13 protein-coding genes are annotated in these 15030 nt (G+C 64.8%); 10 read left to right on the forward strand and 3 right to left on the reverse strand.

Annotated elements, in window-relative coordinates:
- The 7 genes from CCOS191_RS05165 (at position 1) to CCOS191_RS05195 (ending at position 8057) form a co-directional block, all read left to right on the forward strand.
- Complete coding sequence (locus CCOS191_RS05165; RefSeq protein WP_046854319.1) at positions 1-1257, forward strand: D-mannose isomerase; 1257 nt, start codon at positions 1-3, stop codon at positions 1255-1257.
- Positions 1258-1372: 115 nt separating this feature from the next.
- Positions 1373-2659 (forward strand): ABC transporter substrate-binding protein, encoded by a 1287-nt coding sequence (locus CCOS191_RS05170; protein ID WP_046854320.1) that lies wholly within the window; start codon positions 1373-1375, stop codon positions 2657-2659.
- Between the two features lie 132 nt (positions 2660-2791).
- Positions 2792-3700, forward strand: coding sequence for a carbohydrate ABC transporter permease (locus CCOS191_RS05175; protein ID WP_046854321.1), 909 nt, complete (start codon positions 2792-2794; stop codon positions 3698-3700).
- A complete protein-coding gene (locus tag CCOS191_RS05180) occupies positions 3693-4538 on the forward strand; it encodes a carbohydrate ABC transporter permease (RefSeq protein ID WP_023630394.1) in 846 nt (281 codons plus the stop codon). The genes CCOS191_RS05175 and CCOS191_RS05180 overlap by 8 nt, the downstream gene beginning before the upstream one ends.
- 3 nt (positions 4539-4541) lie before the next feature.
- The gene (locus CCOS191_RS05185) at positions 4542-5696 is read left to right on the forward strand and encodes an ABC transporter ATP-binding protein (RefSeq protein ID WP_038706737.1); all 1155 of its coding nucleotides are present in this window, start codon (positions 4542-4544) and stop codon (positions 5694-5696) included.
- 43 nt (positions 5697-5739) lie between these two features.
- Positions 5740-7083: a carbohydrate porin gene (locus CCOS191_RS05190; protein ID WP_046854322.1), complete on the forward strand. Its 1344-nt coding sequence runs from the start codon at positions 5740-5742 to the stop codon at positions 7081-7083.
- A gap of 119 nt (positions 7084-7202) precedes the next feature.
- Positions 7203-8057: a D-hexose-6-phosphate mutarotase gene (locus CCOS191_RS05195; RefSeq protein WP_046854323.1), complete on the forward strand. Its 855-nt coding sequence runs from the start codon at positions 7203-7205 to the stop codon at positions 8055-8057.
- Here CCOS191_RS05195 and hexR read toward each other — a convergent pair.
- The gene (hexR, locus tag CCOS191_RS05200; protein WP_172670918.1) at positions 8050-8913 is read right to left on the reverse strand and encodes a DNA-binding transcriptional regulator HexR; all 864 of its coding nucleotides are present in this window, start codon (positions 8911-8913) and stop codon (positions 8050-8052) included. The two genes, CCOS191_RS05195 and hexR, sit on opposite strands and share 8 nt — an antisense overlap.
- 191 nt (positions 8914-9104) lie before the next feature.
- On the opposite strand from hexR, the gene zwf reads away from it, so the two are divergent.
- From zwf to CCOS191_RS05215, 3 genes are read left to right on the forward strand one after another with little or no spacing between them, the layout of a single operon-like run.
- A complete protein-coding gene (zwf, locus tag CCOS191_RS05205; RefSeq protein WP_046854324.1) occupies positions 9105-10574 on the forward strand; it encodes a glucose-6-phosphate dehydrogenase in 1470 nt (489 codons plus the stop codon).
- Positions 10561-11274, forward strand: a complete 714-nt coding sequence (pgl, locus tag CCOS191_RS05210; protein WP_046854325.1) for a 6-phosphogluconolactonase — start codon at positions 10561-10563, stop codon at positions 11272-11274. The genes zwf and pgl overlap by 14 nt, the downstream gene beginning before the upstream one ends.
- A gap of 17 nt (positions 11275-11291) precedes the next feature.
- Complete coding sequence (locus tag CCOS191_RS05215; RefSeq protein ID WP_046854326.1) at positions 11292-11966, forward strand: bifunctional 4-hydroxy-2-oxoglutarate aldolase/2-dehydro-3-deoxy-phosphogluconate aldolase; 675 nt, start codon at positions 11292-11294, stop codon at positions 11964-11966.
- 209 nt (positions 11967-12175) lie between these two features.
- Here CCOS191_RS05215 and leuA read toward each other — a convergent pair whose 3' ends face one another.
- Together leuA and CCOS191_RS05225 are read right to left on the reverse strand one after the other, a co-directional pair.
- Positions 12176-13849 (reverse strand): 2-isopropylmalate synthase, encoded by a 1674-nt coding sequence (gene leuA / locus CCOS191_RS05220; protein WP_046854327.1) that lies wholly within the window; start codon positions 13847-13849, stop codon positions 12176-12178.
- 350 nt (positions 13850-14199) lie between these two features.
- Positions 14200-15027 carry a M23 family metallopeptidase gene (locus CCOS191_RS05225; protein WP_046854328.1) on the reverse strand — a complete coding sequence of 276 codons (828 nt, stop codon included), beginning with the start codon at positions 15025-15027 and terminating at the stop codon, positions 14200-14202.
- Positions 15028-15030: the final 3 nt, after the last annotated feature.

Consider the following 15030-nt stretch of genomic DNA (forward strand, 5'->3'; position numbering starts at 1 on the left):
ATGGCCATCAGCTGGCTCGACTCCCCGACACACCATGCCTGGCTCGACGCCGAGGCCCTGCGCCTGCTCGCCTTCGCCAGGGCCTCACGCCTGCCCCAGGGGTTCGGCAACCTCGATGACGCAGGCCGCCTGCCCCAGGGGTTCGGCAACCTCGATGACGCAGGCCGCCTGCCCCGTTGCGCCCTGGCCGAGACCATGAACACCGCGCGCATGACCCACAGCTTTGCCCTGGCGCATATCCAGGGCGTTCCGGGTTGCCGCGAGCTGGTCGAGCATGGCGTCGGCGCCCTGCTAGGCCCGTTGCGCGACCAGGAGCATGACGGCTGGTACGCGCAGCCCGAAGGTCATGGCGACACCGGCAAGGCCGCCTACCTGCACGCCTTCGTCGCCCTCGCCGCCAGCTCGGCGGTGGTGGCGGGCATCAGCCAGGCGTCGGCGTTGCTGGAGGCGGTGACCCAGGTCATCGAGCAGCGCTTCTGGTGCGAAGAGGAGGGCGCCCTGCGCGAGTCGTTCTCCCGCGACTGGCTGCACGCGGAGGCCTACCGGGGCGCCAACAGCAACATGCACGGCGTCGAGGCGTTCCTCGCCCTGGCCGACGTGACCGGCGACACGCAGTGGTTGCTGCGCGCCCAACGGATCGTCGAGCGCTTGATCCTGACCCGCGCCGCTGCCGACGGTATGCGCGTCACGGAGCATTTCGATGCGCAGTGGCAGGCGCTCCCCGACTACAACCGCGAAAACCCCGCCGATGGCTTCCGTCCCTACGGGACCACGCCCGGCCACGCCTTCGAATGGGCGCGCCTGGTGCTGCACCTGGAGGCGGCCCTGCAAAGGGCGCAACTGCCTGCGCCCGAGTCCTTGCTGCCCGCCGCCCGGGGCCTGTTCGACAGCGCCTGTCGCCACGCCTGGCAGGCAGATGGCGCGCCGGGGCTGGTCTACACCCTGGACTGGCACAATCGCCCGGTGGTGCGCGAGCGCCTGCACTGGGTGCATGCCGAGGCCTGTGCCACTGCCGCGGCGCTGTTGCGACGTACCGGTGAAGCCCAGTACGAACACTGGTACCGCTGCTTCTGGGACTTCATCGCCAGCCACTTCATCGACCGCGCCCACGGCAGCTGGCACCACGAACTCGACCCGGCGCTGCTGCCCAGTGCGCGCATCTGGGGCGGCAAGCCCGACCTCTACCACGCCTACCAGGCCTTGCTGCTGCCACGCCTGCCGCTGGCGCCGAGCCTGGCCACGGCGCTGGCTTTGTAACCAGACGATGACATTCGCGCATCCGTTCGTTACCTGATGCCGGGCGCGACCTCCCTACACTCCATGCCATGCAAGCGACAGTCTTGCCTCGCATAACAACAAGAAAGGTAATCCCATGCATCCGACGCTTCGTCTCGCCGCCGCGATCTCCTTCGCCTCCCTGTTCTCCCTCAGTGCCCAGGCCGCCGACTCCAAAGGCAGCGTGGAAGTCGTCCATTGGTGGACCTCCGGCGGCGAGAAGGCCGCGGTCGACGTGCTCAAGGCCCAGGTCGAGAAGGACGGCTTCACCTGGAAGGACGGCGCCGTGGCTGGCGGTGGTGGCGCCACCGCCATGACCGTGCTCAAGAGCCGCGCCGTGGCTGGCAACCCGCCCGGGGTCGCGCAGATCAAGGGCCCGGATATCCAGGACTGGGCCGCCACCGGGTTGCTCGATCCCGACGTGCTCAAGGACGTGGCCAAGGACGAGAAGTGGGACGGCCTGCTCGACAAGAAGGTCGCCGACACCGTCAAGTACGACGGCGACTACGTGGCCGTGCCGGTGAACATCCACCGTATCAACTGGCTGTGGATCAACCCGGAAGTATTCAAGAAGGCCGGTATCGACAAAGCCCCGACTACCCTCGATGAATTCTACGCCGCTGCCGACAAGCTCAAGGCTGCTGGCTTCATCCCGCTGGCCCACGGCGGCCAGCCGTGGCAGGACAGCACTGTGTTCGAGAATGTGGTGCTCTCGGTGATGGGCGTCGAAGGCTACAAGAAGGCCCTGGTCGAGCTGGATGAAAAGGCCCTGACCGGCCCCGAGATGGTCAAGGCGCTCACCGAGCTTAAGAAGGTCGCCACCTACATGGACCCGGATGGCAAGGGCCAGGACTGGAACCTTGAAGCGGCCAAGGTCATCAATGGCAAGGCTGGCATGCAGATCATGGGCGACTGGGCCAAGAGCGAATGGACCCTGGCGAAGAAGACCGCCGGCAAGGACTACCAGTGCGTGGCCTTCCCGGGCACCGACCAGGCGTTCCTCTACAACATCGACTCGCTGGTGGTGTTCAAGCAGAAGGACAAGGGTACCGCTGCAGGCCAGCAGGACATCGCCCGCAAGGTCCTGGGCGAGGACTTCCAGAAGGTCTTCAGCATCAACAAGGGCTCGATCCCGGTGCGTAACGACATGCTCGCCGACATGGGCAAGTACGGCTTCGACAGCTGTGCCCAGACGGCGGCCAAGGACTTCCTGGCCGACGCCAAGTCCGGCGGCCTGCAACCGAGCATGGCGCACAACATGGCCACCACCCTGGCGGTACAAGGGGCGTTCTTCGATGTGGTGACCAACTACATCAACGATCCCAAGGCCGATCCGGCCGACGCGGCGAAGAAGCTGGCCGCAGCCGTCAACGCCGCCAAGTAAGGCTCTGACGGCCCTATCGCCGGCAAGCCGGCTCCCACAGGTACAGCGATCAGCCTGAGCACACCTACCTGTGGGAGCTGGCTTGCCAGCGATGAGGCCCGTGCAGGCAACTTCGCATCGGGAACCCAGATCATGACTACAGCAACCGCCCGCCTGCGGGCCTCACCCCTGGACGCGCTGCAGCGCTGGCTGCCGAAACTGGTGCTGGCGCCGAGCATGTTCATCGTCCTGGTGGGCTTCTACGGCTACATCCTGTGGACCTTCGTCCTCTCGTTCACCACCTCGACCTTCCTGCCCACCTACAAGTGGGCAGGCTTGGCGCAGTACGCCAGGCTGTTCCACAACGACCGCTGGTGGGTGGCGAGCAAGAACCTGCTGCTGTTCGGCGGGCTGTTCATCGGCATCACCCTGGCCATCGGCGTGTTCCTTGCGGTGCTGCTCGACCAGCGCATCCGCCGCGAAGGCTTCATCCGCACCATCTACCTGTATCCCATGGCGCTCTCGATGATCGTCACCGGTACCGCCTGGAAGTGGCTGCTCAACCCCGGCATGGGCCTGGACAAGCTGCTGCGTGACTGGGGCTGGGAAGGCTTTCGCCTGGACTGGCTGATCGACCCCGACCGGGTGGTCTATTGCCTGGTGATCGCTGCCGTGTGGCAGGCCTCGGGCTTCATCATGGCGATGTTCCTCGCCGGCCTGCGCGGCGTCGACCAGTCGATCATCCGCGCCGCCCAGCTCGATGGCGCCAGCCTGCCGCGCATCTACTGGACCGTGGTCCTGCCCAGTCTGCGCCCGGTGTTCTTCAGCTCGCTGATGATCCTTGCGCACATCGCGATCAAGAGCTTCGACCTGGTCGCGGCGATGACCGCGGGCGGGCCGGGCTACTCCTCGGACCTGCCGGCGATGTTCATGTACTCGTTCACCTTCAGCCGTGGGCAGATGGGCATGGGTTCGGCCAGCGCCATCCTCATGCTGGGCGCGATCCTGGCGATCATCGTCCCCTACCTGTACTCCGAATTGCGGGGCAAACGCCATGACTAGTCCTGTCGACAAACCCGCGCTGAACCTCAGCCGCATCGCCATCCACGCGGTGCTGCTGCTGGCGGTGCTGCTGTACCTGGTGCCGCTGGTGGTCATGCTGCTGACCAGCTTCAAGACCCCCGAGGACATCGGCAGCGGCAACCTGCTGAGCTGGCCGGCAGCGTTCACCGGCATTGGTTGGGCCAAGGCCTGGGCCACGGTCAACGGCTACTTCCTCAACTCGATCCTGATCACCGTGCCGGCGGTGCTGATCTCCACGGCCATCGGCGCGCTCAACGGCTACGTGCTGTCGATGTGGCGCTTCCGTGGCTCGCAGCTGTTCTTCGGCCTGCTGCTGTTCGGCTGCTTCCTGCCGTTCCAGACCGTGCTGCTGCCGGCCTCGTTCACCCTCGGCAAGCTGGGCCTGGCCAGCACCACCAGCGGCCTGGTGCTGGTGCATGTGGTGTACGGCCTGGCCTTCACCACATTGTTCTTCCGCAACTACTACGTGAGCATCCCCGAGGCGCTGGTCAAGGCCGCGCGCCTGGACGGCGCCGGGTTCTTCACCATCTTCGGGCGGATCATCCTGCCGATGTCGACGCCGATCATCATGGTCTGCCTGATCTGGCAGTTCACCCAGATCTGGAACGACTTCCTGTTCGGCGTGGTGTTCTCCAGCGGCGACTCGCAACCGATCACCGTGGCCCTGAACAACCTGGTCAACACCAGCACCGGGGCCAAGGAATACAACGTCGACATGGCCGCGGCGATGATCGCCGGGCTGCCGACGCTGCTGGTCTACGTGATTGCGGGCAAGTATTTCGTGCGCGGGCTGACCGCCGGCGCGGTCAAGGGGTAAGTCATGGCAACACTCGAACTACGCAATGTGCACAAGACCTATGGCGCGGGCCTGCCGGACACGCTCAAGGACATCCAGCTGGCGATCAAGGACGGCGAGTTCCTGATCCTGGTCGGGCCCTCGGGCTGCGGCAAGTCGACGCTGATGAACTGCATCGCCGGCCTGGAAAGCATCAGCGGCGGGGCGATCCTCATCGACGACGAGGATGTCAGCGGCATGAGCCCCAAGGATCGCGACATCGCCATGGTGTTCCAGTCCTACGCGCTGTACCCGACCATGAACGTGCGTGACAACATCGCCTTTGGCCTGAAGATCCGCAAGATGTCCCAGGCCGCCATCGACGAGGAGGTGGCGCGGGTCGCCAAGCTGCTGCAGATCGAGCACCTGCTGGGGCGCAAACCCGGGCAGCTGTCCGGCGGCCAGCAGCAGCGCGTGGCCATGGGCCGGGCGCTGGCGCGGCGGCCGAAGATCTACCTGTTCGATGAACCGCTGTCGAACCTCGACGCCAAGCTGCGGGTGGAGATGCGCACCGAGATCAAGCTGATGCACCAGCGCCTGAAGACCACCACGGTGTATGTCACCCATGACCAGATCGAGGCCATGACCCTGGGCGACAAGGTGGCGGTGATGAAGGACGGCATCATCCAGCAATTTGGGACCCCGCAGCAGATCTACAACGACCCGGCCAACCTGTTCGTCGCCAGCTTCATCGGCTCGCCGCCGATGAACTTCATCCCTGTGCGCCTGATGAAGCAGGACGGGCGGGTGCTGGCGCTGCTCGACAGCGGCCAGGCGCGCTGCGAGCTGCCGCTGGGCGTGGCGGCGGACGAGCTGGAGGGGCGCGAGATCATTCTCGGCGTGCGCCCTGAACAAATCTCGCTGGGCGCCGCGGAGGGCAACGGCATGCCCGCGATCCGCGCCGAAGTACAGGTCACCGAGCCCACTGGCCCGGATCTGCTGGTGTTCGTCACCCTCAACCAGACCAAGGTCTGCTGCCGCCTGGCGCCGGATGTGGCGTGCCGGGTCGGCGACAGCCTCAACCTGCAGTTCGACCCGGCGCGGGTGTTGCTGTTCGACGCCGGCAGCGGCGAGCGCCTCGACCTCGCCGCCAGTGGCACTGCCATCAAGGACAACGTGACTCGCTTCAAAGGCCGTTGAATCGTCTAGAACAATGCATAACAAGAAAAGAGGACGCAAAGGGATGGAACATCACAAACGCATCAAGACCCTGGGATCGCTCGCCTTGCTGGCGCTGGTCGGCAGCAGCGGGGCCCAGGCCGCCGAGGCCTTCTCGTCGGAATCGAAATGGATGACCGGCGACTGGGGCGGCACCCGCACCGAGCTGCTGGAGAAGGGCTACGACTTCACCCTCGACTACGTTGGCGAAGTGGCCGGCAACCTGCACGGTGGCTACAACGACGACAAGACCGCGCGCTACAGCGATCAGTTCGCCCTGGGCGCGCACCTGGACCTGGAGAAGATCTTCGGCTGGAAGGACACCGAGTTCAAGCTGGCGATCACCGAGCGTAGTGGCCGCAACCTGTCCAACGACCGCATCAGCGACCCGCGTGCTGGGCAGTTCAGCTCGGTGCAGGAGGTCTGGGGGCGCGGCCAGACCTGGCGCCTGACGCAGATGTGGGTCAAGCAGAAGTACTTCGACGGCGCGCTGGACGTGAAATTCGGCCGCTTCGGCGAGGGCGAGGACTTCAACAGCTTCCCCTGCGACTTCCAGAACCTGGCCTTCTGCGGCTCGCAGGTGGGCAACTGGGTCGGCGGCATCTGGTACAACTGGCCGGTCAGTCAGTGGGCGCTGCGGGTCAAATACAACATCACCCCGGAATTCTTCGTCCAGGTCGGCGCCTATGAACAGAACCCGTCGAACCTGGAGACCGGCAACGGCTTCAAGCTCAGCGGCAGCGGCACCAAGGGCGCGATCCTGCCGGTGGAAGCGGTGTGGTCGCCGAAGGTCAACGGTCTGCCGGGCGAGTACCGCCTCGGTTATTACTACAGTACCGCCAAGGCCGACGACGTCTATGACGACATCAACGGCAACCCGCAGGCGCTGACCGGCGCGGCGTTCAAGTCGCACTCCAGCAAGCACGGCTGGTGGGTGGTTGCGCAGCAGCAGGTCACCGCCCATGCCGGCGATGTCAATCGGGGCCTGAGCCTGTTCGCCAACTTCACCGTGCACGACAAGGCCACCAATGTGGTCGACAACTACCAGCAGGTCGGCCTGGTCTACAAGGGCGCCTTCGATGCCCGGCCCAAGGACGACATCGGCTTCGGTATCGCCCGCATCCACGTCAATGACGATGTGAAGAAGCGCGCCGAGCTGCTCAATGCCCAGTCCGGCATCAGCGACTACGACAACCCAGGCTTCGCGCCGCTGCAGCGCACCGAGTACAACGCCGAGCTCTACTACGGCTTCCACGTCACCAACTGGCTGACCGTGCGGCCCAACCTGCAGTACATCAAGAGCCCGGGCGGTGTGGACGAAGTGGACAACGCGCTGGTCGCGGGGTTGAAGATTCAGTCGTCATTCTGAGAAAAATTGTTGTAAATTTACGCCATCCATTTCGGCCTCCCGCTAACCACTGGTCTGCAGTGGTTAGCGGGCACAGGCTGAGACAGCGCTATCTCGAACAACAAAAGAGCTTGGAAACCATGCCCGAACATCCGCTACATCGCTTCTTCACCTCGCAACGGCCGAGACCGACCTTCGAGTGGGAGCGTTACCAGCAGCGCGATGTGCTGATCATCGACCACCCTCGCTGCCAGGCGGTGTTCAGCCGCCAGGGCGGGCAGCTCCTGCACTTTCAACCCGCCGGTGAAAAGCCTTGGTTGTGGTGCGCCGAGCAGTGGCCGCAGGTGGGGGCCATCCGCGGAGGCGTGCCGGTGTGCTGGCCCTGGTATGGCCGCCATCCCAGCGAGGACTTGTGGCCGGCCCATGGCTGGGCGCGCCTGCTGGACTGGAAGCTGGTGGACAGCCGCGAGGACGAGGAGGGGGTGACCCTGAAATGGCGCCTGGACCTGTGCGACTGGCAGGTCGACCTGCATGCCCGGCTCGGGGCGAGCATGGAACTGAGCCTGAGCACCGAGCACCAGGACAGCGAACCGTGCCAGCTGAGCCATGCGCTGCTGGCCTACTGGCGGATCAGCGACGTGTCGAAGATAGCGCTATCCGGGCTGGAGGACATCGACGGCTACGATCGCCTCAATCGCCAGGCCTGCCGCGAAGATGGCGCGCTGACCCTCAAGGGCGGTTGCCAGCGGGTCTATCCCGGCACGCCGCGGGTGCAGCTGCAGGATCCGGCCTGGCAGCGCGAACTGTGCATCGATACCGGCGACAGTGACGACACCGTGGTCTGGCACCCTGGCAACCGGCCCTTGATGGGCGTGAGCGGGCGCGAGTGCCAAGGCTTCGTCTGCGTGGAGGCGGCCAGCGGCAGTGGCGAGGGCCTGAGCCTGGCGCCGGGCGAGCGGGCGCACCTGCGTTTGCAGGCGCACCGGCTCAGTTGAGGTCGTCGTCCTCGATCGGGTAGCGGCTGGCGTTGAGGCTTTCCTTGATCTTGCGCAGGTGTGGCTGGAAGTCCACGCCACGGCGCAGGGTCATGCCGGTGGCGAGCACGTCGAGCACGGTGAGCTGGATGATCCGCGAGGTCATCGGCATGTAGATGTCGGTGTCTTCCGGCAACGGAATATGCAGGCTGAGGCTGCAGGCCTGGGCCAGGGGCGAGCCGGCGGCGGTGAGGCCGAGCACCGAGGCGCCGTTTTCCCGGGCCAGGCGCGCCACCTCGACCAGTTCGCGGGTGCGCCCGGTGTAGGAAATGATCACGAACAGGTCACCGGTGTGGGCCACCGAAGCCAGCATGCGCTGCATCAGCACATCGGCGTGGGCCGACACGGCGAGGTTGAAACGGAAGAACTTGTGCTGAGCATCGAGGGCCACCGGAGCCGAGGCGCCGAGGCCGAAGAAGTGGATCTGCCGGGCCTGGATCATCATGTCCACGGCGCGGCTGACCTGCTGCGGGTCGAGCGCCTGGCAGGCGCTGTCGAGCGAGGCAATGGCGCTGCCGAAGATCTTCTGGGTGTAGGCGGCCGGATCGTCGTCGGCTTCCACCGCGCGGCTGACATAGGCGGCGCCGCTGGCCAGGCTCTGTGCCAGTTGCAGCTTGAGCTCGGGGTAGCCGCTGACGCCGAACGAGCGGCAGAAGCGGTTGACCGTCGGTTCGCTGACACTGGCCGCCTGGGCCAGGGCGGCGATGCTGAAGCGGGTGGCTTGTTGCGGGTTGAGCAGGATGACTTCGGCGACCTTGCGTTCGGCCTTGTTCAGCTCGTCGAGGCGGCCCTGGATCTGTTCCAGGAGGTTTCGCACGCGGTCCATGGTGTGTCCTTGGGTCGGGAAGCAGGCTTTTTGCGCTGGTGTGTATCCTACTGTCGGTAAGATTGTCACACCACTTGTCTGTAATGGCTGTATTGGATGTTGTGGTTTTTACTACATTAACCCTTGAAAAGCAGGGTTGAAACCGGTATTCCTAGTCCAACATTTATAAAAGAACCAACATCATGGCCGCGATCAGTGTCGAACCCTGCACCTTCGCCCTCTTTGGCGCCCTAGGCGACCTGGCATTGCGCAAGCTGTTCCCCGCGCTCTACCAGCTCGACCGCGCCGACCTCCTGCACCCCGACACCCGCCTGTTGGCCCTGGCCCGCGAGCCGGGCAGCGTGCAGGAACACCTGAACAACATCGAAGCCCATCTGCGCCGCCACGTGCCTGAGGCCGAGATCGATGCCGCCTCCCTGGGGCGCTTCCTGGCGCGCCTGAATTACCTGCACCTGGACTTCGTCGAGCCCGAGGGCTACCAGGCCTTGGCCGAACAGGCACCGAGCGGGCAGCCGCTGATCGCCTACTTCGCCACGGCGGCGGCGGTCTACGGCGCGATCTGCGAGAACCTCGACAAGGCCGGCCTGGCGTCGCGTACCCGGGTGGTGCTGGAGAAGCCCATCGGCCACGACCTGGAGTCGTCGCGCCGGGTCAACGACGCCGTGGCGCGGTTCTTCCCCGAGAGCCGGGTCTACCGTATCGACCACTACCTGGGCAAGGAGACGGTGCAGAACCTGATCGCCCTGCGCTTCGCCAACAGCCTGTTCGAAACCCAGTGGAACCAGAACTCCATCTCCCATGTGGAGATCACCGTCGCGGAGAAAGTCGGCATCGAGGGCCGCTGGGGCTACTTCGACAAGGCCGGCCAGCTGCGCGACATGATCCAGAACCACCTGTTGCAGCTGCTCTGCCTGATCGCCATGGACCCGCCCAGTGACCTCTCGGCCGACAGCATCCGCGACGAGAAGGTCAAGGTGCTCAAGGCCCTGGCACCGATCACCGGAGAAGGGCTGAGCACCCATGTGGTGCGTGGCCAGTACATCGCCGGTTTCAGTGACGGCAAGCCGGTGCCGGGTTACCTCGAAGAGGACAACGCCAACGCCCAGAGCGACACCGAGACCTTCGTCGCCCTGCGCGCTGATATCCGCAACTGGCGCTGGTCGGGCGTGCCGTTCTACCTGCGCACCGGCAAGCGCATGCCGCAGAAGCTGTCGCAGATCGTCATCCACTTCAAGGAAACCCCGCACTACATCTTCGCCCCGGAACAGCGTTTGCAGATCGGCAACAAGCTGATCATTCGCCTGCAGCCGGACGAGGGCATTTCGCTGCGGGTGATGACCAAGGAGCAGGGCCTGGACAAGGGCATGCAACTGCGCAGCGGCCCGCTGCAGCTGAATTTCTCCGACACCTGGCGCAGCGCGCGGATCCCGGATGCCTACGAGCGGTTGTTGCTTGAGGTGATGCGCGGCAACCAGAACCTGTTCGTGCGCAAGGACGAGATCGAATACGCCTGGAAATGGTGCGACCAGCTGATCGCCGGCTGGAAGCACACCGGCGACGCGCCCAAGCCCTATGCGGCCGGATCCTGGGGGCCGATGAGCTCGATTGCATTGATCACACGTGATGGGAGGGCCTGGTATGGCGATATCTGAACTGCAACTGCCGGCGACCGTGAAGGTTCATCAGCTGGCCGATCCGAAAACCCTGGCGGCGACCCAGGCCCATGATGTGGCCGAGCGCCTGCGCCAGGCGATCGCCAGTAAGGGGCAGGCCTGCCTGGTGCTGTCCGGTGGGCGTAGCCCGGTGCCGTTTCTCGAGAAACTGGCCGGCGAGGTGCTGGACTGGTCCCGGGTCACGGTGAGCCTGGCCGACGAGCGCTGGGTGCCGGTGGCGCACGACGACAGCAACGCCGGCCTGCTGGCTCGCCACCTGTTCAAGGGGCCGGCGGCCAAGGCCCGTTTCATCGGGCTCTACCAACCCGCCGCCAGCCTCGAAGCCGCTGCCGAGCAGGCCGACCAGGTGCTGGCCGACCTGCCACCGATCGATGTGCTGGTGCTGGGCATGGGCGACGATGGCCATACAGCCTCGCTGTTCCCGGCCAGCCCCAACCTGCGCCAGGGCCTGGCCAAGGTCGGTGAGCGCCGCTGCCTGCCGATGCTGGCACCCAGCGTGCCGCACCAGCGCCTGAGCATGACCCGCGCACTGCTGGCCACTGCCGGCCTGACGCTGTTGTCGGTGCAGGGCGCGGGCAAGCTCGCCACCCTGCGCACCGCGCTGGCGGCCGAAGACCCAACCGAAATGCCGATTCGCGCCTTTCTTCACGACCCCCTGGACATCTACTGGTGCCCATGAGCCAAGGATCCATTGTCATGACCACCCTCGAACGCCCACAGCCTTTGCTCTCGATGGCCGACAAAGCCGCGCGGATCGACGCGATCTGCAACAAGGCGCGCATCCTGCCGGTGATCACCATCGCCCGTGAGGAAGACATCCTGCCCCTGGCCGATGCCCTGGCCGCTGGCGGCATCCGCACCCTGGAAGTGACTCTGCGCTCGCAGCACGGCCTGAAGGCCATCCAGGTGCTGCGCGAGCAGCGTCCGGAGCTGTGCGTCGGCGCCGGCACCGTACTCGACCGCGGCATGTTCGCGGCCGTCGAGGCGGCGGGCGCGCAGTTCGTCGTTACCCCGGGCATCACCCAGGACATTCTCGAGGCAGGCGTGGACAGCGACATTCCGCTGTTGCCAGGCATCAGCACGCCGTCGGAGATCATGATGGGCTATGCCCTGGGCTACCGCCGCTTCAAGCTGTTCCCGGCCGAGATCAGTGGCGGCGTGGCGGCGATCAAGGCGTTCGGCGGCCCGTTCGGCGACATTCGCTTCTGTCCCACTGGCGGGGTCAACCCGGCCAACGTGCGCAACTACATGGCCCTGCCCAATGTGATGTGCGTGGGCGGCACCTGGATGCTCGACAGCAGCTGGATCAAGAACGGCGACTGGGCGCGGATCGAGGCGTGCAGCGCCGAGGCGATGGCGTTGCTGGACTGATAGATTTCGTTGTGTGCTACACGGCTTGTGGGGCGCTTGGTCGGCGCCCCTTTTTTTCGCCTGTGGGTTTTGGATTGTCTGTACCGGCCTCATCGCGGATGAATCCGCTCCTACACGGTCCCTGTAGGAGCGGATTCATCCGCGATGAGGCCGGTACAGACAAAAAAAGCCCGCATCCAAGATGCGGGCCTTGATCATCACATTGCGACTTACGCCGCCTTGGCCTGCTGCTGGCTCAGCGAGCGGTTCAGTGCGCTGAACAGCGCCTTGAAGCTGGCGGTGGTGATGTTCTCGTCGATGCCCACGCCGTGCACCGGACGCCCGCCGGCCACGCGCAGCTCGATGTAGGCCGCGGCCTTGGCATTGGTGCCGGCACCGATGGCGTGTTCGTTATAGTCCATGATCTCCACGGCGATCGGCAGGCCGGCCACCAGTGCTTCGAGGGCGCCGTTGCCCTTGCCGTGCCAGTGCAGGGTGGTTTCGCCTTCACCGGAGACTTCCACTTGCACGTGGCTGCTGCCGTTCTCTTCCTGCAGACGGTGGCTGACCAGGGCATATGGCGCGTTGGCCTGGAGGTATTCCTTCTGCAGCAGTTTGTAGATCTGCTCGGCGGTCATTTCCAGGCCGAGACGGTCGGTCTCGCCCTGCACCACCTGGCTGAACTCGATCTGCATGCGGCGCGGCAGGCTGATGCCATATTCCTGCTCGAGCAGGTAGGTGATGCCACCCTTGCCCGACTGGCTGTTGACGCGGATCACTGCCTCGTAGCTGCGGCCGATATCGGCCGGGTCGATCGGCAGGTATGGCACTTCCCACAGCTCGCCGTCCTGCTGCTTGGCGAAGCCCTTGCGAATGGCGTCCTGGTGCGAACCGGAGAAGGCAGTGTGTACCAGGTCGCCGACGTATGGGTGACGTGGGTGCACCGGCAGCTGGTTGCACTCCTCGACGACCTTGCGCACGCCGTCGATATCGGAGAAGTCCAACTGCGGGTCGATGCCCTGGGTGTAGAGGTTCAGTGCCAGGGTCACCAGGTCGACGTTGCCGGTACGCTCGCCGTTGCCGAACAGGCAGCCTTCGGCACGGTCGGCGCCAGCCATCAGGCCCAGCTCGGTGGCGGCGATGCCGGTGCCACGGTCGTTGTGGGTGTGCAGGCTGATGATCACACTATCGCGGCGGTTGACGTTACGGCAGAACCACTCGATCTGGTCGGCGTAGACGTTCGGCGTGGCGACTTCGACGGTGGCCGGCAGGTTGAGGATGATCTTGTGCTCGGGGGTCGGGTTCCACACCTCGATCACCGCGTCGCACACCTCTTTGGCGAATTCCAGTTCGGTGGCGCTGAAGGTCTCGGGCGAGTACTGGAAGGTCCACTGGGTTCCCGGCTGCTGCGCCGCGTACTTGACGAACAGCTTGGCGGCATTGACCGCGATGTCCTTGACGCCCTGCTTGTCCTGGTTGAAGACGATGCGGCGGAACGACGGGCAGGTGGCGTTGTACAGGTGAACGATGGCCTTCTTGGCCCCGCGCAGGGATTCGAAGGTACGCGCGATCAGGTCTTCACGGGCCTGGGTGAGTACCTGGATGGTGGTGTCGTCCGGGATGTGGCCGTCTTCGATCAGGGTGCGCACGAAGTCGAAGTCGGTCTGCGATGCGGACGGGAACGATGCTTCGATTTCCTTCACGCCTACTTGCACCAGGGTCTTCCAGAAACGCAGCTTCTTCTCGGCATCCATCGGCTCGATCAGCGACTGGTTGCCATCACGCAGGTCGGAACTGCACCAGATCGGCGCCTGGGTGATGGTCTTCGACGGCCAGGTACGGTCAGGCAGGTCGATGGTCGGGAAGGCGCGGTACTTCTTCGATGGATCTTTGAGCATGGTCATGGAAGCAATCCTTTTATGTGCGGCCGTGATCGGGCCTGCCGAACGTGTACGAGATGAAAAGGCGAGGCGACGCGATTCACCCTGGTAGTCGGGCGCTGACCAGGCAGAGGCTGCGGTGTTGTTGGAGGAGGGTGCTGAAGATGTTCATATGCTCAACCCTAACCAGTGGGTTGGGGGATGGCAAGCATTGCGGGAAAATTGAGAGGAATGCTTAAAAAAACGAGTTTACAGAGTTTTTATGGCCATTAATTTAGGCTTGTTGAGATTTTATTGCTTTAAGTTTTTTCATTGCGCAAGTCGCGGGGCCAGCGTTGGCTACGTCGGAGCGGGCTCGCCCCGCGATTGCGATTTCAGGGCTGGAACGCGCCGATGAAGATCGCCGGATCCACCCGCGCATCGTTGAGGCTGACGTTCCAGTGCATGTGCGGCCCGGTGGCCCGGCCAGTCGAACCTACGCGGCCCACCACCTCGCCACGGCGCAGCGCCTGGCCCGGTTTCACGTCGATCTTCGACATGTGGCAGAACATGCTGATGAAGCCTTGCCCATGGTCGACGAATACCGTGCGGCCATTGAAGAAGTAATCGCCCACCAGGATCACCTTGCCATTGGCCGGGGTCTTGATCGGCGTGCCGGCGGGCACGGCGAAGTCCAGGCCGGCATGGGGGTTGCGTTCCTCGCCATTGAAGAAGCGGCGCACGCCGAACTTGCTCGACAGCGGGCCGTTGACCGGCTTGTCGAGGATCAGGTTGCTCGGAAGCACAGGGCTGAAACTGCGGTAGGCCTTGATCTGCTCGGCCAGTTCGCGGTCGATGCGCTTGAGGTCCTGCGGCTCAGGGTTGACCTGGCGCTTGTTCTTCAAGGTGATGTGCTGCTCGGGGTACTTCTTGCTGCCAACACTGAAAGGAATGTTGCGCCCACCCTGGGTCAGCACGGCACTGCCGGGCTTTTGCGTCAGCGGAATACCGACGATGGCCAGCCAGTTGTCCTGCTCCCTGACCACCAATACCGGTTTGCCATCGAAGCGCGCGGTCGGGGCGCTGGCGCCCGGGCCCAGGTCGACCACCGCCACGCCGCCGGGCACGGGCTTGTTGAGGGCGCGGGTAATGTAGCTGGCGTGGGCGGCCGTGACCGGCAGCAGCAGGGCGAGGGCAAGCAGGGGCGCGAACAGGCGTGGCATGTG

Origin of the sequence: Pseudomonas sp. CCOS 191 (assembly GCF_001007005.1) — a bacterium.
GTDB lineage: Bacteria > Pseudomonadota > Gammaproteobacteria > Pseudomonadales > Pseudomonadaceae > Aquipseudomonas > Aquipseudomonas soli.

Coding starts and splice junctions, on each gene's coding strand:
- CCOS191_RS05190 (WP_046854322.1), top strand. CDS start 5,740: ATGGAACATCACAAACGCATCAAGACCCTGGGATCGCTCGCCTTGCTG.
- CCOS191_RS05215 (WP_046854326.1), top strand. CDS start 11,292: ATGACCACCCTCGAACGCCCACAGCCTTTGCTCTCGATGGCCGACAAA.
- leuA (WP_046854327.1), bottom strand. CDS start 13,849: ATGACCATGCTCAAAGATCCATCGAAGAAGTACCGCGCCTTCCCGACC.
- CCOS191_RS05175 (WP_046854321.1), top strand. CDS start 2,792: ATGACTACAGCAACCGCCCGCCTGCGGGCCTCACCCCTGGACGCGCTG.
- CCOS191_RS05180 (WP_023630394.1), top strand. CDS start 3,693: ATGACTAGTCCTGTCGACAAACCCGCGCTGAACCTCAGCCGCATCGCC.
- CCOS191_RS05165 (WP_046854319.1), top strand. CDS start 1: ATGGCCATCAGCTGGCTCGACTCCCCGACACACCATGCCTGGCTCGAC.
- CCOS191_RS05225 (WP_046854328.1), bottom strand. CDS start 15,027: ATGCCACGCCTGTTCGCGCCCCTGCTTGCCCTCGCCCTGCTGCTGCCG.
- CCOS191_RS05195 (WP_046854323.1), top strand. CDS start 7,203: ATGCCCGAACATCCGCTACATCGCTTCTTCACCTCGCAACGGCCGAGA.
- zwf (WP_046854324.1), top strand. CDS start 9,105: ATGGCCGCGATCAGTGTCGAACCCTGCACCTTCGCCCTCTTTGGCGCC.
- CCOS191_RS05170 (WP_046854320.1), top strand. CDS start 1,373: ATGCATCCGACGCTTCGTCTCGCCGCCGCGATCTCCTTCGCCTCCCTG.
- CCOS191_RS05185 (WP_038706737.1), top strand. CDS start 4,542: ATGGCAACACTCGAACTACGCAATGTGCACAAGACCTATGGCGCGGGC.
- pgl (WP_046854325.1), top strand. CDS start 10,561: ATGGCGATATCTGAACTGCAACTGCCGGCGACCGTGAAGGTTCATCAG.